We start from the raw sequence: 19,964 nt of genomic DNA on the forward strand, positions 1-19,964 counted from the left end.
CTGCTAATAGGCCGCCCACCAGATGCCGCTGTAGCTCAGCTGGTAGAGCACGTCATTCGTAATGATGGGGTCGGGGGTTCGAGTCCCTTCAGCGGCACCACTTTTTCCCGGGCATGACCGGGACCTTAAGAAGCCCCCGATCCGGGGGCTTTTTGCGTTTCAAAGGGCAGGATGGCTCAGTGCTGGCGCGCCTTCAGTTGCAGGCGGCGGCGGTGGAGCACCGGTTCGGTGTAGCCGGAGGGCTGCTTGCGCCCGTCGAAGACAAGGTCGCAGGCCGCCTTGAATGCAATGCCGTCGAAGCCCGGTGCCATCGGCACGTAGTTCGGATCGCCTGCGTTCTGCCGGTCCACCACATCGGCCATCTGCTTCATGATCTCTTCGACCTCGTCGTTCGAGACGACGCCGTGATGCAGCCAGTTCGCGATGTGCTGGGCCGAGATTCGGCAGGTGGCGCGGTCCTCCATAAGGCCCACATCGTTGATGTCCGGCACCTTGGAACAGCCCACGCCCTGGTCGATCCAGCGCACCACGTAGCCGAGGATGCCCTGTGCGTTGTTCTCGACCTCGCGGCGGATCTGGCCTCGGGTCCACTGACGGTAGGCGGCGAGCGGTATGTCGAGAAGCGCGTCGACGTAAGCGCGCCGTCCGCCCTTCGCCAGATCGGACTGGACCGCCATCACGTCGACCTTGTGGTAATGCGTGGCGTGAAGTGTCGCGGCCGTGGGCGAGGGCACCCAGGCGCAGGTGGCCCCGGCGCGCGGATGTTCGATCTTCTGTTCCAGCATGGCCGCCATCTTGTCGGGCATGGCCCACATGCCCTTGCCGATCTGTGCCTTGCCCGAAAACCCGCATTCCAGACCGATGTCGACGTTCTGGTTTTCGTAGGCGGTGATCCATGATTTGCGCTTGATGAAGTCCTTGCGCGAGAATGGCCCGGCCTCCATCGAGGTGTGGATCTCGTCCCCGGTCCGGTCGAGGAAACCGGTGTTGATGAAGCAGACCCTGTGCCGCGCGGCGCGGATGCAGGCCTTCAGGTTCACCGAGGTGCGGCGCTCTTCGTCCATGATGCCCAGCTTGACCGTGTATTGCGGCAGGCCCAGCACTTTCTCCACATGGGTGAAGATCGCGTCGGTGAACGCCACTTCCTCAGGTCCGTGCATCTTCGGCTTCACCACGTAGACGGACCCTTCGACCGAGTTGCGCGGGCCCGTCGTCTTTTTCAGGTCGTGCATGGCGATGAGCGTGGTGAACATGGCGTCCATCAGCCCTTCGAAGATCTCGTTTCCGTCGCGGTCGAGGATCGCGGGGTTGGTCATCAGGTGGCCGACGTTGCGCACCAGAAGCAGGGCGCGGCCCTTCAGCGTGATCTCCGACCCGTCCGGCGCGGTGTAGGTCCGGTCGCCATGCAGGCGGCGGGTCATCTGCTTGCCGCCCTTCTCGAAGGTCTCCGCCAGATCGCCCTTCATCAGGCCCAGCCAGTTGCGATAGGCAAGCGTCTTGTCCTCCGCGTCGACGCAGGCCACCGAATCCTCGCAGTCGATGATTGCCGACATGGCGGATTCGAGTTGCACGTCGGCCAGGCCAGAGGGCGTCTGGCTTCCGATGGGGTGGCTGGCGTCGAAGACCAGTTCCACGTGCAGCCCGTTGTTCTTGAGCAGGATCGCGGTCGGGGCATCGGGGTCCCCCTTGTAGCCGGCAAAGACTTCCGGCGCCTTCAGTGCGGAGGCGTCGACCTCCAGCGCGCCGTCCTTCACGAGGTATCTGGTCGCCACCGCGTGGCTGGTGCCGGTCAGAGGGAAGATCTCGTCGAGGAACACGGCAGCGCGCGCCACGACCCGGGCGCCGCGACCGTCATCGAACCCGCCCGGAGGGGGCAGAACTCCCATTGCATCGGTGCCGTAGAGGCAGTCGTAAAAGCTGCCCCAACGCGCATTCGCGGCGTTCAGTACAAAGCGGGCATTGGTCACGGGCACGACAAGCTGCGGCCCGGGCACGGTGGCGACCTCCGGGTCGACGTTCGCGGTGTCGATCGTGAAGTCGCCGCCCTCGGGCACGATGTAGCCGATCTGCTCCAGGAACCCCTTGTAGGCGACCCTGTTGTGCGGTGTGCTGCGGCGCTCCTTGTGCCACGCGTCCAGTTGTTTCTGGATGGTCTCTCGCTTGTCCAGCAACGCGCGGTTCTGTGGCCCGAAGTCATGCACCAGCGCCGAGAAACCGGACCAGAGGTCGGCGGGGTCGATGCCGGTGCCGGGCAGGACCTCCTCCTCGACAAAGCGTTTCAGCCCGGCGTCGATGGACAGGCCTTCGGTGTCGATGCGGGGCGCGGCGGTCTGGTCAGGCACGGATGTTCCTCTTTCTGGTCGTGAAGCGGCGTTGCATGCCGCCGTGTGCAGAATGGTGCATTGTTCTGTCTTCGCCAATGGGTCGTGGTCCGCGCGGGGCCAAATCCGCGCGTCGAATGTGGGAAAGCGGGCAGTTGCGAGCCGGACGTGGGCCGACATCTCTGCGCAGAGCGTGTGGATCGCTCAACGTCTGCGCGCCCCTGCACGCCCGTATCGCTCGACGCGTCCTGCGTCCCACCTTTCCCTTGCCATGCCCGACGCCCTGCGGGACAACGCAACCGACGCACGAACGGAGTACAGACATGGCGCCCAAATTCGGAACAAGCGGCCTGCGCGGCCTGGTGGTGGAGCTCACCAAAGACCTGGTGCAGGACTACGTGTCCGCGTTCCTCACCTCCTGCCCACATGGCGGATCCGTGCATGTGGGCCGGGACCTCCGCCCCTCGTCGCCGCAGATTTCGGGCTGGGTCATAGACGCGGTGCGCAGCGCCGGGCTGGAGGCCGTGGATTGCGGTGCCCTGCCCACACCGGCGCTGGCGCTGTCTTCGCTGGAAGCCGGGGCGGCAGCTGTCATGGTTACCGGGTCCCACATCCCGGCGGATCGCAACGGGTTGAAGTTCTATGTGCCTTCCGGCGAGATTTCGAAAGCCGACGAGACCCGGATCAACGCCGCCCTCGGCCAGCCGCGCGCGACCGGTGCACAGGGCGACCTGGCGGTCGCACAGGCGCAGGACGCTTACCGGGCGCGTTACGTGTCCGCTTTCGGGCGATGCCTCGACGGGATGACCGTGGGTGTCTACCAGCACAGCTCCGTGGCGCGCGATCTGATGATGGAGGTTTTCCAGTCGCTTGGCGCGGAAACCGTCGCAATTGCGCGCTCCGACGTGTTCATCCCCGTCGATACAGAGGCGCTGGATCCCGAGACGAAGGAGTTGTTCGCCGGATGGTTTCAGGCACACGGTCTGGATGTCCTTGTCTCCACCGATGGCGATGCCGACCGGCCCATGGTGGTGGACGATGCGCAACGGGTGGTGCCGGGCGATGTGCTGGGCGCGCTGACTGCCAAGGCGCTGGGGGCAAAGATCGTCTGCACGCCCGTGTCCTCGAACTCCATGATCGGCGATGCCTCGTTCGGTTTTGAACGTGTGGAGCGGACGAAGATCGGATCGCCCTTCGTGATCGCCGCTGTGGAAGAGGCGCTGGCCGGCGATCCCGCGGCGCGCGTCGTCGGCTACGAAGCGAACGGCGGCTTCCTCCTCGGTTTCAATGCCGACGCCCCTGCCGGTCCGCTGAAACCGCTGATGACCCGCGACTGCCTGCTGCCCATCGTGGCCCCTCTGGCCGCGGCCAAGGCAGAGGGCGTCACCCTTTCGGCGCTGTGGGACGCTCTCCCTGCTGTGTACACCGCCGCCGACCGTATCCAGGGAATCGAAACGGAGGTGTCCAAGGCCTTCATCGCGGAACTCAGCGGCTCCGCCGACGCGCGGGCGGCGTTCTTCGACGGCTACGGGACAGAGGTGGGCGTGGACGAAACCGATGGCCTTCGCACGACCTTTTCCGATGGCAGCGTCGTGCACCTGCGCCCCTCCGGAAACGCTCCGGAATTCCGCTGCTACGCCGAGGCCGCGACCCGCGACGGCGCGGAAAAACTTGTAACGGGGACGTTGGCAAAGCTGCGTGAGCGTCTTTCCTGACCCTACCGGGGCGGCGGCGAAGGACGGCCTGCGCCGTCCCGGTCCGTTGACAAACACCTGCGCGCCGCCCAAGGGTCTGCACCGAACGGCGGGCAGTTTGGGAGTGCGTTCATGAAAATCGCGATGATCGGAACCGGCTACGTGGGCCTCGTGTCGGGTGTCTGTTTCTCGGACTTCGGGCACGACGTCGTCTGTGTCGACAAGGACCTCCGCAAGATCGAGATGCTCGAGGCGGGCAAGGTGCCGATCTACGAACCGGGCCTCGACGTACTGATGGCCAAGAACGTGGAGGCCGGACGTCTCAGTTTCACGCTGGATCTGCAACAGGCCATCGACGGCGCTGACGCCGTGTTCATCGCCGTGGGCACACCGACGCGCCGGGGCGATGGCCATGCGGATCTCACCTACGTCATGGCCGCCGCCGAAGAGATCGCAAAGGCGGCGAAGGACTACGTTGTGGTCGTGACCAAGTCGACCGTGCCCGTTGGCACCAACGCGCAAGTGCGCGACGTGGTAGCGAAGGCCAACCCGGATCTCGACTTCGACGTCGCCTCCAACCCCGAATTCCTGCGCGAAGGCGCGGCCATCGACGATTTCATGAAGCCCGACCGCGTGGTTGTCGGCGTGGAGACCGAGCGCGCGGCGAAGGTCATGGAGGACATCTACCGGCCGCTCTACCTGCGCGATTTCCCGATCCTGACGACCGATCTCCAGTCCGCGGAGATGATTAAATACGCCGCAAACGCGTTTCTTGCGACGAAGATCACCTTCATCAACGAGATCGCCGCTCTGTGCGAACGGGTCGGCGCGGACGTCAAGCAGGTGTCGAAGGGCATGGGTCTCGACGGGCGGATCGGCAACAAGTTCCTGCATGCCGGGCCGGGCTACGGCGGGTCGTGCTTCCCGAAGGACACCAAGGCGCTGGCCCGCATCGGCCAGGATCACGCCAGCCCGGTCAGCCTTGTCGAGACCGTCATCAAGGTGAACGAGGACGTGAAGCGGCGCATGATCGAAAAGCTCATGGACCTCTGCAACGGCTCGTTCAACGGAAAGCGGGTGGCGGTGCTGGGCGTGACCTTCAAGCCCAATACCGACGACATGCGCGACGCGCCGTCGCTGACCATCGTGCCCGCCCTCATCGGAGGCGGAGCGGATGTGCGCGTCTGCGATCCACAGGGCCGGCGCGAGGGCGAGCACCTGCTGCCCGGTGTGTCGTGGCACGACGATCCCTATTCCGCGGCGGCGGAAGCCGACCTCGTGGTCTTCCTGACGGAGTGGAACGAGTTCCGCGCGCTCGACCTGCCGAGGATGGCGCAGGGCATGCGCGGACGCCGCATGGCCGATCTGCGCAATATCTACAGCGCGGATGCCGCGCGTGAGGCAGGTTTCACCGTCTACGACAGCATTGGCCGGGCGGGTTTCTCCGACTGAAGGCAATCGCGCAACATCCTTTCCCGAAATGAACACGCCGTCCTTCCCGGGGCGGCGTATTGCGTGTTATGGCAGGCTGGCCCGGGGGGGCACGAAGACCGAGGACAGAGATGATCCGCCTGTTTGCCGTGGCACTGATCGCCACGCTTGCGTTTGCCCCCGCAGCGCATTCCCAGAGTTATGACGCCGATGCGGGTTACGACCCGGATGCCAGCTATGGGGCAGAGCCGGTCTATGCGGCGCCCACGACTTATGACGTGCCGGGACGCATCGTGCTGGGCCATGGGCGCCTGACGAACAACGACCTTCTGGGCGATCTCGACGACCGGTGGCAGACCGGGTCCGTGACTTCATCGCGCGTGGTGGGGCGGAACTGGACAGGGATGTTGCCGGACCGACCTTTCGACCTGCTGGAATACCGCCTCGGGGGCCAGATCATCGCGCCGGAAAACATGCGCCGACCCGCGCCCGACGACCGTCCCTGGGCCGGGGCGCTGTCGCTGGGCCTGCACACCCACTTCATGCGTGGACCGGTCGAAATGAGCATGGGCGGCGACCTTGTGGTGACCGGTCCGCAGACCGGTCTGAGCGATTTCCAGACCTTCGTGCACGATGCCATCGGCGAACAGCCGGCCTCGAAGTCGGTGCTGTCGAACCAGATCGAGAATGGCGTGCATCCGACGCTGGTGCTGGAAGCGGGCAACAGTATCCCGATGGGAGGGCAGTCGGTGCTGCGGCCATTCGGCGAGGCGCGTGCCGGCATCGAGACACTGGTGCGGGCCGGTTTCGACCTGACCATCGGTTCGGTGGGGCAGGGCGAGCTGCTGGTGCGAGACCCTGTGACCGGCCAGCGCTACCGCGCGGTGACCGACTCCGTACCCGGGTTCAGCTTTGTCATGGGGGGCGACGTCGCCTACGTGGACAGCTCGGTGTTCCTGCCGTCGGGCCGCGGCTATGACCTGAGCAACACCCGGACCCGCGCCCGAGCCGGCCTGCACTGGCAGGGGCAGAGCAATGCGATGTTCTACGGATTTACGTGGATGTCGAAGGAATTCGACGCGCAACCCGAAGGTCAGGTGCTGGGGTCCGTCCGGCTGGACCTCCGCTTCTGATGCATTCGCGCTACGGTTTCCGGGCTTGAGCCCCCTGACCTGATCTCGAAAGCATAGGGTAGGGTTCACAGAACTCGGTTGATCGGTTAACGTTCCATTATAATAGAAAATAAGCAGCAGTACTTTTAGGCAGGTAGTACAGGCATGGGAACGGGCTTTCGAGGCACGTTCGTCATCTCCTGGTCGCAGACGGAAATAGACGGCCTGAAGGCCGCACCCACGTCTGCACTGACGGTCGGGGCCGCGTGGTCCTGGGCGGGTGAACCGGTGCGGGTGGATGGCCCGTCATCGGTCTTGCGGCTTGACCAGGCTGACGGCGAGGTGGATTTGCGCAAACGCGCGGCACGAATGGTGCGGCGACTTGTCGGCGCCGCACTGACGCAGAAGATCAGGATCGACGATGTCGAAGTGGAGCATCCGATGACGGACTCCGGCTTCGTGGTGACCGACGGGTCGACCAGTTACATGGTGACGTTGATCGACGTGGAGCGTGGGGCGCGACCGCTCCTGATGTTTCTCGACGAAATCCCGCCCGCCGGGCGCGACCTGTGGATCGTTCACCACAATCTCGATCCCTTGGGCACCCATGCGGCTGGAGAGCAGTCCAGCGGTGTGATCTGCTTCACGCCCGGCACCCGCATCCTGACGCCCGGGGGAACGCTGCCCGTCGAGGACCTGCGTGAAGGCGATATGGTGCAGACCAAGGATTCCGGACCGCAGCAGATCCAGTGGATCGGTTCGCGGCGCATGTCGGGCGCGCGGCTGTTTGCCATGCCGAAACTCAGGCCGATCCGCATCCGCCCCGGCGCTTTCGGGATCAACGAGCCGGACGACGAGATCCTGGTGTCGCCGGAACACAGGATGGTCGTGAAGGGGGTGGTGGCGCGCGCGCTGTTCAACACGCCCGAGGTGCTGGTCGCGGCGCGCGACCTTGTGAACGGAAGCACGGTGCGGCTGGACATGACCCTGAAGGAGGTGACCTACATTCATCTCCTCCTGCCTCGCCACGAGGTGTTGTTCGCCAATGGCGTCGAGACGGAGAGCTTCCACCCGGCCAACACTGCGCTGTCGACGATCTCGGAAGCGGATCGCGGTCGGTTGTTGAACCGCCTGCCCCTGATCGCGGACAACCCCCATGCCTACGGGTCCTACGCGCGTCGCAACCTGTCGAGCTCCGAGGCGGCGATCCTGCTGCATGAGGCGGCCTAGGCGCGAGCCGGGTCGGGCGGGGCTGCCTCGGCTCGTGGCGGAAGTCCGGGCCGGACGCGACGTATCCATCGGCGGAGGGGGCGCTGCCCCCGTCGCGTACCGCGACTCCCCCGAGGTATTTTGGCCAAGATGAAGGGTCGAGGTCAGTCGCGGATCTCGTCGAGGCCGACGCCCCAGAGCGCGGACTTGTCTGCCCAGCCCCTGTATCCGTCGGCGCTCAGTTCGCACCAGTCGATGCCGCATTCGCCAAGCCTGGCGATGACGCCCATTTCCAGCCGCGCGGTGACGTTGCTGTCGGCCTCCGGCCTTTTGTGCAGGGCCAGCATGTCCTGATCGACGATCACGGTGCGCACGCCCGACAGGAGCGCGTAGTGCACCCAGCCGCCTGCGCCGTCTCGGTCGCGCACACGGCGCCAATGTCCGTATTCCGCCGTGATTTCAAGCGGCATGTCGCGGCGCTTGTAGACCCAGTCGATCCGGTGGGACAACGACGGGCCCCGACGCACGTTGACCTCTGCCGCCTTCATGGAAACGAAGCGGGGAAGCGGCAGGTTCGTCACGGGGCCGCGTTCGGCTGCCAGGGAGGCTGTGGCCAGGACGTTCAGCGACAGGATCGCCGACAGGATAAGTCTGAACATGAGTTGCTGCCCGAATTATTGCGGCGGGGTTCTTGTGCCCCGTCCGGTCCTGACGCAGGTTAGCAAACGAACGCCGTCCGCGAGAAGCTTTGGGAGAGATTTCATGCCATCAAAACGTCTGAGTGTTGTCGTGACGCGACGCTTGCCGGAGGTGGTCGAGACCCGCCTGTCCGAGCTGTTCGACGTCCGGCTGCGCAGCGACGATACTCCGATGACTCGCGAACAGCTTGTTTCGGCGGTGCAGGACGCGGACGTTCTGGTGCCGACGATCACCGACAGGGTCGATGCGGGGTTGATCGGGCAGGCCGGCGAACGGTTGAAGCTGATCGCCAACTACGGCGCAGGTTTCGATCATATCGACGTGGCCACGGCCCGGTCGCGCGGGATTCTGGTGTCGAACACGCCCGGGGTGGTGACCGACGACACCGCCGACATGGCGATGGCGCTGATGCTGGGAGTGACCCGGCGAATCCCGGAGGGTCTGACCGCGATGCAGGAGGGATCCTGGCAGGGCTGGGCGCCGAACGCCTTCCTTGGCGGGCGCCTTGGGGGCAAGCGGCTTGGCATCCTCGGGATGGGACGGATCGGGCTGGCGGTGGCGCGCCGCGCCCAGGCCTTCGGGATGCAGATCCACTATCACAACCGGCGACGCCTGCGGCCGGAGGTCGAGGATGGGGTCGAGGCCACGTGGTGGGAAAGCCTCGACCAGATGGTTGCGCGCATGGACGTCATCAGCGTGAACTGTCCTTCCACGCCCTCGACCTTTCACCTGTTGAATGCACGGCGCCTGCAGCTGATGAAGCCGACAGCGGTGATCGTGAACACGTCGCGCGGCGAGGTGATCGACGAGAACGCGCTGGTCCGGATGCTCAAGGCAGGCAAGCTGGCGGGGGCCGGTCTGGACGTCTACCAGCAGGGCACGCAGGGCAACCCCGATCTGCGGGCCATGCCGAACGTCGTCATGACGCCGCACATGGGGTCGGCCACCCGCGAGGGGCGGATCGAGATGGGTGAGAAGGTCATCATCAACATCAAGACCTTCGCCGACGGTCATCGCCCTCCGGACCAGGTTGTCCCGTCGATGTTGTGACCCGGGACTTTGCCGTCCTGCTGCTGTACCAGCTTGGCGGAGAGACCCTGGCGCGTGCCTTCGATCTTGCCGTGCCAGGTCCGGTGATCGGCCTTGCCGCGCTGTTCGCCACCTTTGTTGCCGCGCCGCGGCTGGCGGATTGGATGCGCGAGACGGTGGCCGGGCTGCTGGGCCATCTGCCCCTGCTGTTCGTCCCGGCGGGCGTAAGCGCGGTGGCGCATCTGGACACCTTCTCGCACAATGGGATCGGGCAGCCCGTGGCGCTGGTGGCGAACACGGTCATGGCGATCCTCACCTCTGTGTTTGCCCCTCTGGCCGTCGGCCTCCTGTTCCGAGCCTCAAGAGCATTGGCCTTTCGGCAAAATCGGCTACCCTCACGGCAGAACGCAAAACAATCAGGGAGTGTGGCGATGCGTATATCTGGATGGGTGGCACTGTTCGGTGTCATGGCCGGGACGGCTATGGCGCAACAGGCGACGGATGCGGTGGACGCAGAGGCGGAAACCGGGGAAACGATGGGCTTCGCTGCCATCTCTGCAGAGGTCGGCGCTGCGCTGGCGGCCAAGGAAGCGAGTGAACCCGTGGCCGCGTCGAAGTGGATGGTTGCGGCGGCCAACCCGCATGCCGTGTCTGCCGGTGCCGAGGTGCTGCGCAACGGCGGAACGGCGGCGGACGCGATGATTGCGGTGCAGACCGTGCTGGGGCTGGTGGAGCCGCAGTCCTCAGGTATGGGCGGCGGTGCGTTCCTCGTCTGGCACGATGGGGAAACGGGCGAGATCACCACGCTCGACGGTCGCGAGACTGCGCCGCTGGACGCGACGCCGCGGCTGTTCCAGGACGAGGCGGGCGAACCGCTGGGGTTCTGGGATGCGGTGGTTGGCGGTCGCTCGGTCGGCGTTCCGGGTACACCCGCGCTGATGCAGGCTGCGCACGACAAGTGGGGCAAGGCGGAATGGGCCGGACTCTTCGATGCGGCCACCGCGCTGGCTGAGGACGGGTTCGAAGTCTCTCCCCGGCTCGCGGCGCTGGTGGCAGAGGACCCGCTGAAACTGACCCGGCAGGACGTCGCCGCCTCGTATTTCTTCCCGGACGGAGCACCGGTCGAGGCGGGCACGACCTTGACCAACCCGGACTACGCCGAGGTGATGAAGACGCTCGCGGCGGAGGGGGCCAAGGGGTTCTATGAAGGTGAGATCGCGCAGGGCATCGTCGACACCGTTACGGGGTTCACCGACAACCCTGGCGTGATGTCCCTGCTCGACCTCGCATTGTACGAGGTGAAGGAACGCCCCGCCGTCTGTGCGGAGTTCCGCGATCACGAGGTCTGCGGCATGGGGCCTCCGTCCTCCGGTGCGCTGACCGTCGGTCAGATCCTCGGGATGCTCGACGCGTCTGAGCCGGGCGCGGCGGATGACCCGGACACCTGGCGCAAGATCGGCGATGCCTCGCGTCTCGCTTTCGCCGACCGGGGCCGCTACATGGCCGACAGCGATTTTGTCCCGATGCCGACGAATGGCCTTGTCGATCCCGCTTACCTCGCCGACCGCGCCAAGCTGCTGGAGGGCGACGATGCCTTGCCGGAAGTCGCCCCGGGTGCGCCGGAATGGGATCACGCGATGCTCTACGCCGATGACGAGAGCATCGAGTTTCCATCGACTTCGCACATCTCGATCGTCGACCAGTACGGCAACGCGCTGTCCATGACGACGACCATCGAGAACGGTTTCGGTTCGCGCCTGATGACCAACGGCTTCCTGCTGAACAACGAACTGACGGACTTCTCCTTCCGGTCGCACGACGGCGGCGTGCCGATTGCCAACCGGGTTGAGCCGGGCAAGCGGCCGCGGTCGTCCATGAGCCCGACCATCGTGCGCAAGGACGGTGCACCGGTGCTGGTGATCGGCTCGCCAGGCGGTTCGCGGATCATCGGTTACACCGCGCAGGCGATCATCGCCTTCATCGACTGGGGGATGGACGTGCAGCAGGCGGTCGCCATGCCCCACGGGCTGAACCGTTTCGGCACCTTCGATCTGGAAGAGGGAACCGACATGGCCGGAATGCAGGACGCGCTGACGGAAATGGGGTTCGAGGTCAGCGTGCAAGGCTTGACCTCCGGTCTCCATGCTATTGCCGTGGGCGCGGACGGGCTGACCGGCGGGGCAGATCCCCGGCGCGAAGGCATCGCGCTCGGCGAATGAGGCGCGTTTCTGCGCATTGAAACCGGCGCGGTCGGGATCTGGGGCGTGCCCCCGGGACGGACTCGACCGCGCACCGAAACGGCTCGGGGGCGCAGGGCTCCCGCACTTGGCTTCGGCGCCCCGGCGATATGCACTTGTGGCTGAAGCCCCGCTTGGTTAAGCCCCCAAGCATGAAGAATATTGTTCTGTATCGCACACTTGTTGCAGTGCTGATGGCGGTTTCGGTTGCAGGTTGCGCAGCCCGGACGCCCGGCCCATCGGTCCCGCTTCGCGCGGGATCAGACCTCGACACGGCGCGTGCCGCCTTCCAGTCCTGCCTTGGCCCGGCGGCGCAAAGCGGGCAGACGACCCTTGCCGGACACTACGTCGGCAGCGTGCTTTGGGGCGGTGTTGTCGTCGGTCCGATCTTCGTCGCCTCCAATGCCGACGCCCTGCGCTATAACGGCGAGGTGTCGGGAATGGATCGCTGTATGAACAAGAACGGCTTTGTCCGGCGCGATCTGACGCCGCAGGAAATGCGCGCACTCGAAGGCGCAGATCCGGCGACCCGGCAGGCCATCCTGAACCACCTTGTGGCCGGTGGCACGCTGGATACCATGGCGCGTGGCTGAGCCTGCGCCAGACACAGCCAAGAAAACCACGGAGACACGACCATGCCCCAATGCGCCCTTTGCAAGTCAGACGGAGCGGCGCCCTTCGCCGTTGCGCCGAAAGACGTGGAAATCCTGCTCTGCGAGACGTGCCGCGAGGGGACGACCGGCACTCCGCAGGATGGTCCGCACTGGCAATGCCTGAACGAGGCGATCTGGAGCACGGAACCCGCCGAACAGGTCGTGGCGTGGCGGGTGCTGAACGGGCTCGACGCCGCCTGGGCCAACGAATTGCTGGACATCGCCTATCTCGAACCCGACGTTCTGGAGTGGGCGCAGGCCGGAGCGCCGTCCGGAGATGACGTCGTACACCGCGACTGCAACGGCACGGTGCTTCAGAACGGTGACACGGTGACTCTCATCAAGGCGCTGCAGGTCAAGGGTGCGGGTTTTACCGCCAAGCAGGGCACTGCGGTCCGGCGGATCAGCCTCGAACCCGACAACGCAGAGCACATCTCAGGCCGGGTGGAAGGGCAGCGGATCGTCATTCTTACTAAATTCGTAAAAAAGTCCTGATCTGTCCACCTGCTTGCACAATCCTGCCCATTTGCTCTTTCACCCTCGGACGAGAGTGGATGATGGGAAAACGACGATGTCCTCAGATGTGACGATCCTCGCAATCGTGGCCGCATTCGTGACTTACGCAACGGCGCGCGCAAGCGGCTGGAAATTCAGTGCCAGCCGCTTCCTGGCCGAGAAACTCGTTCGCGCGCTCTACAAATGCGTCGGGGCAAGCTACGCCGAAAAGAAAGAGCCGCAAAAGCGCAGCACTGCCTGGGACTTCGCGAACTGAAAGCGCCGGGGCGTGCCCCGGCGCGTCGTGTCTCAGAGTTCCTTGTAGCTGATCTCGCGCTTGTCGGCGCCAGCGCCGACCTTTTCGCGACGGACGACAAGGCGGTTCAGCGCCTGGATATAGGCCAACGCCGAAGCGACCACGGTGTCCGTATCGGCGGATTGGCCCGTGGCGATCACGCCGTCTTCTTCCAGCCGCACCGATACGGTGGCCTGCGCATCCGTGCCGGCCGTCACAGCGTTCACCTGGTAAAGCTGGAGCCGCGCCATGTTCGGGTGCAATGCGCGGATCGCCTTGAAAGTGGCGTCCACCGGGCCATCGCCTTCGGAGGTGGCCGTCAGGTCCTTTCCGTCGATTTCAAGTTCCACCTGTGCCTCCGCAGGGCCGCCCGTGCCGCAGACCACGCGCAGGTTCACGAGCGTGATGGCGTCGGCGCCTTCTGTGGTCGCGGAGACCAGCGCAAGGATGTCGTCGTCGAAGACCTCCTTCTTGCGGTCGGCAAGGTCCTTGAAGCGGACAAAGATGTCCTTGAGCTGATTGTCGCCCACCTCGGTCCCAAGGTCTTTCAGCTTGGCCCGCAGGGCGGCCCGGCCGGAGTGCTTGCCAAGCGGCAAGGAGGTGCCGGCGAGGCCGACATCCTCGGGGCGCATGATCTCGAAGGTTTCCGCGTTCTTCAGCATCCCGTCCTGGTGGATGCCCGATTCATGCGCGAAGGCGTTCTTTCCCACGATGGCCTTGTTCGGCTGCACCTGGAAGCCCGACACGGTCGCAACGCGACGCGAGATGTGCATGATCTTCTTCGTGTCGATCTGCGTGTCGAATGGCATGATGTCGTGCCGCACGCGCATGGCCATCACGACCTCTTCCAGCGCGGTGTTGCCCGCGCGCTCACCCAGGCCGTTGATCGTGCACTCGATCTGGCGAGCGCCGGCCTCCACTGCGGCAAGGCTGTTCGCCGTCGCCATGCCAAGGTCGTTGTGACAATGCGTGGCAAAGACAATCTCGTCCGCGCCGGGCACCGTTTCGATCAGGCGGCGGATCAGGTCTGCGCTTTCGCGGGGCGCAGTATAGCCGACCGTGTCTGGGATGTTGATCGTCGTGGCGCCCGCCTTGATGGCGATTTCGATGACGCGGCAGAGGTAATCCCATTCAGTTCGTGTCGCGTCCATCGGCGACCACTGCACATTGTCGCAGATGTTGCGGGCGTGGCTGACGGTCTGTTCGATCCGCTCGGCCATTTCGTCCATGGTCAGGTTCGGGATGGCACGGTGCAGCGGCGAGGTGCCGATGAAGGTGTGGATGCGCGGGCGCTCCGCCTTCTTCACGGCTTCCCAGCAGCGGTCGATGTCGGGGATCTGGGCACGGGCGAGGCCGCAGATCACGGAGTTCCTGGACCGCTCGGCGATCTCGGAGACGGCGCGAAAGTCGCCTTCGGATGCGATGGGGAATCCGGCCTCGATGATGTCGACGCCCATGTCGTCCAGAAGTTCGGCGATCTCCAGCTTCTCGTCGTGGGTCATGGTGGCCCCGGGCGATTGTTCGCCGTCGCGGAGCGTGGTGTCGAAGATGAGGACGCGGTTGCTGTCGGTGCTCATGGTCTTGATTCCTCAGATGCTCGGTTTGGAGGCCGGGGTCATGTCGGCGTCTCCGGAATTGGGTTCGCCCGCGGGCTCGATCAGGAGGACCTTGACCTCCTCCGTTGCGCGGGGCCTGTGGGTCTGTCCGGCGGGCACGACGACGATTTCGCCCGTCCGCACCGTCACCGGGTCGTGGTCGTCGTAATCCATGACCATCTCGCCTTCGAGAACAAGGAAAAAGTCATCGGTCGTGTCGTGCTTGTGGAAGGGGAATTCTCCCTTGAATTTCACCACCATGACGTCGTTGCCATTGTAGCCGGCGACCACGTGCGGGTCCCAGTGGGTGGAAAACAGGGCCAGCTTTTCAGCCAGATTTATCGCTTTCATGAAGTATCCTAACTCGTGCGTGAAGTGGGTCGGCGCGTCACACATGTCCTCTGAGCACGCGCGCCGATCGGGCCACGCTCAGAGGCGAGTTAGCAGCAGGTCCAGGCCACGCGCAAACGGCGCCGGAAGGCGCTGGATGATCGCGATATGGGCCAAGGTCGTCATGGCCGCCACTATACGGACGGAATCGTGAATGAAAACCCATGAAGTTTGCGAAATGATGCCGGGGCGGCCCGGCGGTTCTTTGCGGGTGGGCCGGTATGGGGCATACTCCTTGAAAACAGGCAGGGCAGAACGATGATCAGGACATGGGTAACGGCGGGCGCGCTGGCATTGGGCATAGCCCCGGGCGCGGGCCGGGCAGAGCTTTCGGTCGCAGAGGTCTATTTCTTCGGTAACTCGCTCGTGCATCACCTGAGCGAACAGTCGAAGGTCACCAACGTTCCGCACTGGTTGAACGAATTGGCGCAAGCCGACGGGCGGTCCTTCGGCGTCGACGGCCAGTGGGGGTTCCTGCGCAACTTCTCGGACGGGCTGCCGCCGACCGCCAACTGGTCCTTCGACGGCGTTCAGGGCGTGTGGGGGCCGTCGCGGGGGTCCTTTGGCGATGCCGGGTTCGACGCGGTGGTGCTGACGCCGGCGAATTTCATCCAGTACCAGCTTCCCGACGTGCCCTACGACGGCGACAACCCCAATGGCGAGACGCCGCTTGGCGCGATGCAGAAGCTGTTCGACTGGGTGCATGAGGAAAGCCCCGAAAGCACGTTGTTCATCTACGAAGGCTGGGCGGAGATGGACGGCATCACCGGCCGCTTCCCCCCGCGCGAACGGGCCTTCGAGACGTATCACGAGGTCAATCGGGGCGATTACCACCAGTGGTATCTGGACCTGATCGACATGCTGGAGGTCACGCGCCCCGACTACGAAGTGGAACTGATCCCCGTCGCCTCGGTGCTGGCGGGGCTGATGGCGAAGGGCGGGCCGCTGGCCGATGTGCCGCCGCGCGATCTTTATGAGGACAGCGCGCCGCATGGCACGGCGTCGCTATATTTCCTTGCAGCCATGGTGACTTACGCCTGGATCTACGAGGTGCCGCCGCCCGAGGGATATCGCCCGCCCGCCACGCTGGTGCCCGCAGTGGTTGAGAACTACGCTGAGATTGCTCGCCTGATCTGGGAGGCCGCCCCGGTGCGCGAGGCTCGGGCCGCCGCCGAAACCGGGGGGGGCGTGGCTGTCGCCGAGGCGGTCGAGGCTTCGGGCGCCGACCTGCCGGAGCGCGAGGCGGTGATCCTGCCACCCGCCGGCATCCGGCCCGACGGGGTGCCGTCGCTGGGCATGGGTCTGAACGGGATCGCCGACTGGTCGACCCAGCATCCCTTTGTAGACATGATGAAATCTGCGCGCGGCTGGGTCGGACACACGTCAGAGGGCTGGGGCGCGATCTCGACGGCGGAACTGCGCGCCGGTGGCTACCTCGACGAGAACGACTGGCCGGTGCGCGTTCCGGAAGAGGCGATTGCGCTGGAGTCGGTGCTGCTGACGGATCAGAACCCGGACCAGAGCTGGCTGCGTGGCTCCTACGTGCTGCGCTATGAGGGCACCGGCGAGCTGAAGGTATCGGGCCGGGCGAAGCGGGTGCGCTATGGCGATCACGAGGTTGGCTTCTTCTACGAGCCGGGCGAGGGTCTGGTGGGGGTCAGGATCACCGAGACGTCGGCCGACGATCCGATCCGCAACATCTCGGTCGTGAAGGAGGAGATGGTGCCGCTGTGGGAGGCGGGCGCGCTCTTCAATCCCTTGTTTCTTGATACAATTCAAGACGTTCGCGAAGTCAGGTTCATGGACTGGATGATGACCAACGGGTCCCCCGTGATGACTTGGGAGGACCGCCCGGTCGTGGAACTGTCGACGTGGAGCGAGTGGGGCGTGCCGCTGGATGTGATGATCCGGCTGGCCAACGTCATCGGCGCCGACCCGTGGTTCACCATGCCGCATCAGGCCGACGACGCCTATGTCCGGCAGTTCGCCGAGATGGTGGAGCGCGATCTGGACCCGGGACTGAAGGCCTACGTGGAGTATTCCAACGAGGTCTGGAACCAGATCTTTCCGCAGGCGGTCTATGCGCGGGAGCAGGCGACGGCGCTTTGGGGTGAGAGCGAGATGGGCTGGATGCAGTGGTACGGGCTGCGCTCGGCACAAGTGATGGACATCTGGACCGAAGTTTTCGGCGATGCGGCGGACGACCGGCTGGTTCGTGTGGCCGCGACACACACCGGTTGGCCGGGGCTTGAGGAGAACATCCTCGTGGCGCCGCTGGCCTATCTGGCGCTTGGCAAGAAGCCGGTGGAAAGCTTCGATGCCTATGCCGTCACGGGCTATTTCGGATACGAAATGGGCACCGAGGAGATGGCCAAACGGATGGATGGATGGCTTGACCAGTCCGAGGCACTGGCGACCGAGGCCGGCGAGGCGGAGGGCCTGCGCCGCGTCGCGCTGCGCGAGTTCGTGAAGGGCGCGCGGTTCGAGGGGGCCATCGCGCCGGTGGCCAAGGCATTGGAAGAAGGGTCTTTATCGCAACTCGTTAACGAAGTGTTCCCCTACCACGCCGACGCGGCAAGGAAATACGACCTGACGCTGGTGATGTACGAAGGCGGCACCCATGTCGCCGGGCATGGCGCGCGGGTGAACGACGAACGGCTGACCGCGTTCTTTCGGGAATTCAACTATACCCCTGAAATGGCGAAACTTTATGAAATCCTGATGGGCGGCTGGGCGGCTGCCGGGGGCACGTTGTTCAACGCCTTCGTGGACGTCGCACCGGCCACGCAATGGGGGTCCTGGGGCGCGTTAAGACATCTTGAGGATTCCAACCCGCGTTGGGACATGCTGATGGCCTACAACGCCTCTGGCCCACAGTGGGAAACCCGCGATCCCGTTGTTTTCGAAGACGGAATCCGGGCGCTGGGCTCTGGCGCGGACGAGCGTGTGGAAGGCACGGCGGCAGAGGACTACCTCGTCGCGCTGGGCGGGGACGACGTTATCCTGACACGCGGCGGCGCGGACGTGGTGAACGGCGGCGCCGGGCGCGACGTTGCGGTTCTGCCCTTGCCCAAGGAAAGCTATGAATTCCAGAAGGTTGGCGACCGGCTGGAGGTCACCGGACCGGATGGCACAATCCGTATGTTCGGAGTCGAGGCGCTGCGATTCGAGGCCGAGGACGGTCCCGAGATGGCGGTCGAGAGCCTCGGGGGTTAACCCGCCGCCCGCCGCGTTCATCCCGCACCGTTAACCATTTCTTATGGTGAGTCCCGGCCGTTTCGAGCCCCTGAACCGGCCGGTTGTTAACCATGGATTCCGGCACATCGGGCGCGATCCGGCAAAAATGCCGGGCCTGAGCCGCTTCGCACCGGAAACAGCGTTTTCGCGCCTCACGTTTCCGTGAGCGCCGTCAAAAATCCAGGCTGAGACGCCCGATGTTCTCGTCAGGATTTGTCCGCCGCGAGGCGCTCGATTTCCTCGACCAGCACCTCGGCCCCGAGGGAGGCGCGGAAGTTCGACACGATATGCGCGCGCCCCGCGGCAGAGAGGCGCATGAGCGCGTCGGGGTCGCCCGCCAGCGCCCGGATGGTGCGGGCCAGTTGCCCGGGGTTTTTCGGTTCGATGAGATAGCCGGTCGATCCGTCGTCGATCAGTTCGCGCACCCCGCCGGCGTCGGTGCCGATGGTGGGCACGCCCATTGACATCGCCTCCATGTAGGCGACGCCCAACGGTTCGTGCCACGAGGCGAGGACGAAAAGGTGAGCCTCTTCCAGCTTGGCCTTCACCTGCTCGGCCGAGATCGCGCCCAGCAGTTTCACGTGGTCCTGAAGGCGAAGCTTCTTGAGGTGGGCCTCAAGCTCCTGCCGGTAGCCGGTGCCGCCATCGTCGTCTTCGCCCGCGATCTCGACACGCACGTCGGTGCCCTGGTCGATGAGCTGCCGGGTGGCGGTCATCAGGTCCTGATGGCCCTTAACCACGTTCAGCCGCGCACAGGAGAAGATGCGCAGCGGGCGGCCGTGTTCCGGCGGGGCGTAGGCGGATGTGCGCGAGAGGATCTCAGTGTCGACGCCCATGGGCCGGACGACAAGCCGTTCGGGCAGGTCGCCCTCCAGTTCCTCGTGCACCTCGGCCAGCAGCTTTTCGGTGATGACCGTGGCAAAGGAGGCGCGGCGCCATTTGAAACGCTGTCCGGGCCCGTAGTCCGACAGCGGGCCGTGCAGCGTCAGCGAGTAGTTCGGTCCGCCCATGCGATGCGCCAGCGCGGCGATGAAGGCGGCGCGGGCGGCGGAATGGGCGTGGATGTGATCCAGTTGCAGGCGGCGCGCGGCGGAGTGCAGGCGGTCGGCGGCCGCAAGGCAGACGGTCACGTCCTTCATGAAGGTCCGCGGTTCGGACAGCACCCATTTGGCAAGCCCCTTCGGCAGCAGCCGGACGATGGCGGCGCTGGCGCGGATCGGGTCGAGACGGCCAAGATAGGTGGTGCGGGCGATGGCCTCTTCAGACCAGTCGTGCGATATCAGTCCGGCGGGGGGCCTGCGTGTCGAGAAGACGTGAACGTCGTGTCCCATCGCTTCGAGCGCCTTGATCTCGCGCCAGAAGAAGATGTGAGTTTGCCCCGGAAATTGCGGGACCAGATAACCGATGCGGAGGCCTTGCGGCACGAATGATTCCCTGAAGTTTGGCAGCCCTGCCCTCCCACTGGCAGGCCGCCCAACTATTCCGGGGGGTTCCATCATTTGGCCATAGTTAACTGAAAGTAAGGGGCTGCAACCTACCCGGTTTTTCGCCGGGTGTGGCGTGGCGG

15 protein-coding genes and 1 tRNA gene are annotated in these 19,964 nt (G+C 65.1%); 11 read left to right on the plus strand and 5 right to left on the minus strand.

The genetic code is table 11. From position 1 onward, the window contains the following. Window positions 1–24 precede the first annotated feature (24 nt). A tRNA-Thr gene (locus tag ABFK29_RS02325) sits at window positions 25–100 on the plus strand. A gap of 76 nt (window positions 101–176) precedes the next feature. Here ABFK29_RS02325 and ABFK29_RS02330 read toward each other — a convergent pair. Then, entirely contained in the window at window positions 177–2,315 is a 2,139-nt protein-coding gene (locus ABFK29_RS02330) for a malate synthase G (RefSeq protein ID WP_232281612.1), read from the minus strand. Between the two features lie 329 nt (window positions 2,316–2,644). Here ABFK29_RS02330 and ABFK29_RS02335 point away from each other — a divergent pair, with 329 nt between their 5' ends. The 4 genes from ABFK29_RS02335 (at window position 2,645) to ABFK29_RS02350 (ending at window position 7,788) form a co-directional block, all read left to right on the plus strand. Beyond that, window positions 2,645–4,036, plus strand: a complete 1,392-nt coding sequence (locus tag ABFK29_RS02335) for a phosphomannomutase (protein ID WP_005862596.1) — start codon at window positions 2,645–2,647, stop codon at window positions 4,034–4,036. A 111-nt stretch (window positions 4,037–4,147) separates the two neighbouring features. Beyond that, window positions 4,148–5,467, plus strand: coding sequence for a UDP-glucose dehydrogenase family protein (locus ABFK29_RS02340; RefSeq protein ID WP_005862598.1), 1,320 nt, complete (start codon window positions 4,148–4,150; stop codon window positions 5,465–5,467). Window positions 5,468–5,577: 110 nt separating this feature from the next. After that, window positions 5,578–6,579: a lipid A-modifier LpxR family protein gene (locus ABFK29_RS02345; RefSeq protein ID WP_005862600.1), complete on the plus strand. Its 1,002-nt coding sequence runs from the start codon at window positions 5,578–5,580 to the stop codon at window positions 6,577–6,579. Between the two features lie 144 nt (window positions 6,580–6,723). Further along, window positions 6,724–7,788 (plus strand): Hint domain-containing protein, encoded by a 1,065-nt coding sequence (locus ABFK29_RS02350; protein ID WP_005862603.1) that lies wholly within the window; start codon window positions 6,724–6,726, stop codon window positions 7,786–7,788. A 143-nt stretch (window positions 7,789–7,931) separates the two neighbouring features. On the opposite strand, the gene ABFK29_RS02355 is transcribed toward ABFK29_RS02350, so the two are convergent. Beyond that, window positions 7,932–8,426: an SH3 domain-containing protein gene (locus ABFK29_RS02355; RefSeq protein ID WP_005862605.1), complete on the minus strand. Its 495-nt coding sequence runs from the start codon at window positions 8,424–8,426 to the stop codon at window positions 7,932–7,934. Window positions 8,427–8,529: 103 nt separating this feature from the next. On the opposite strand from ABFK29_RS02355, the gene ABFK29_RS02360 reads away from it, so the two are divergent. From ABFK29_RS02360 to ABFK29_RS02380, 5 genes are all read left to right on the plus strand, one after another. After that, window positions 8,530–9,516 (plus strand): 2-hydroxyacid dehydrogenase, encoded by a 987-nt coding sequence (locus ABFK29_RS02360; RefSeq protein ID WP_040605033.1) that lies wholly within the window; start codon window positions 8,530–8,532, stop codon window positions 9,514–9,516. Beyond that, entirely contained in the window at window positions 9,513–11,714 is a 2,202-nt protein-coding gene (ggt, locus tag ABFK29_RS02365) for a gamma-glutamyltransferase (protein WP_005862609.1), read from the plus strand. Before ABFK29_RS02360 ends, ggt begins: the two co-directional genes overlap by 4 nt. Before the next feature lie 170 nt (window positions 11,715–11,884). Further along, the gene (locus tag ABFK29_RS02370) at window positions 11,885–12,325 is read left to right on the plus strand and encodes a hypothetical protein (RefSeq protein ID WP_005862611.1); all 441 of its coding nucleotides are present in this window, start codon (window positions 11,885–11,887) and stop codon (window positions 12,323–12,325) included. 390 nt (window positions 12,326–12,715) lie between these two features. Further along, window positions 12,716–12,880 carry a PhnA domain-containing protein gene (locus ABFK29_RS25140; protein WP_430459350.1) on the plus strand — a complete coding sequence of 55 codons (165 nt, stop codon included), beginning with the start codon at window positions 12,716–12,718 and terminating at the stop codon, window positions 12,878–12,880. Window positions 12,881–12,956: 76 nt separating this feature from the next. After that, on the plus strand, window positions 12,957–13,157 hold the full coding sequence (locus tag ABFK29_RS02380; RefSeq protein WP_005862615.1) for a hypothetical protein: 201 nt from the start codon (window positions 12,957–12,959) through the stop codon (window positions 13,155–13,157). 32 nt (window positions 13,158–13,189) lie between these two features. Here ABFK29_RS02380 and ABFK29_RS02385 read toward each other — a convergent pair whose 3' ends face one another. After that, window positions 13,190–14,752: a 2-isopropylmalate synthase gene (locus ABFK29_RS02385; protein WP_005862617.1), complete on the minus strand. Its 1,563-nt coding sequence runs from the start codon at window positions 14,750–14,752 to the stop codon at window positions 13,190–13,192. Between the two features lie 12 nt (window positions 14,753–14,764). Further along, entirely contained in the window at window positions 14,765–15,121 is a 357-nt protein-coding gene (locus tag ABFK29_RS02390) for a cupin domain-containing protein (protein ID WP_005862619.1), read from the minus strand. A gap of 297 nt (window positions 15,122–15,418) precedes the next feature. Here ABFK29_RS02390 and ABFK29_RS02395 point away from each other — a divergent pair, with 297 nt between their 5' ends. Continuing rightward, on the plus strand, window positions 15,419–18,376 hold the full coding sequence (locus ABFK29_RS02395) for a hypothetical protein (RefSeq protein ID WP_005862623.1): 2,958 nt from the start codon (window positions 15,419–15,421) through the stop codon (window positions 18,374–18,376). Window positions 18,377–18,603: 227 nt separating this feature from the next. Here the strand turns inward: ABFK29_RS02395 and epsE are convergent, their stop codons facing one another. After that, the gene (gene epsE / locus ABFK29_RS02400; RefSeq protein WP_005862626.1) at window positions 18,604–19,821 is read right to left on the minus strand and encodes an exopolysaccharide biosynthesis GT4 family glycosyltransferase EpsE; all 1,218 of its coding nucleotides are present in this window, start codon (window positions 19,819–19,821) and stop codon (window positions 18,604–18,606) included. Window positions 19,822–19,964: the final 143 nt, after the last annotated feature.

The sequence above is a fragment of the Sagittula stellata E-37 genome (assembly GCF_039724765.1).
GTDB classification, from domain to species: domain Bacteria; phylum Pseudomonadota; class Alphaproteobacteria; order Rhodobacterales; family Rhodobacteraceae; genus Sagittula; species Sagittula stellata.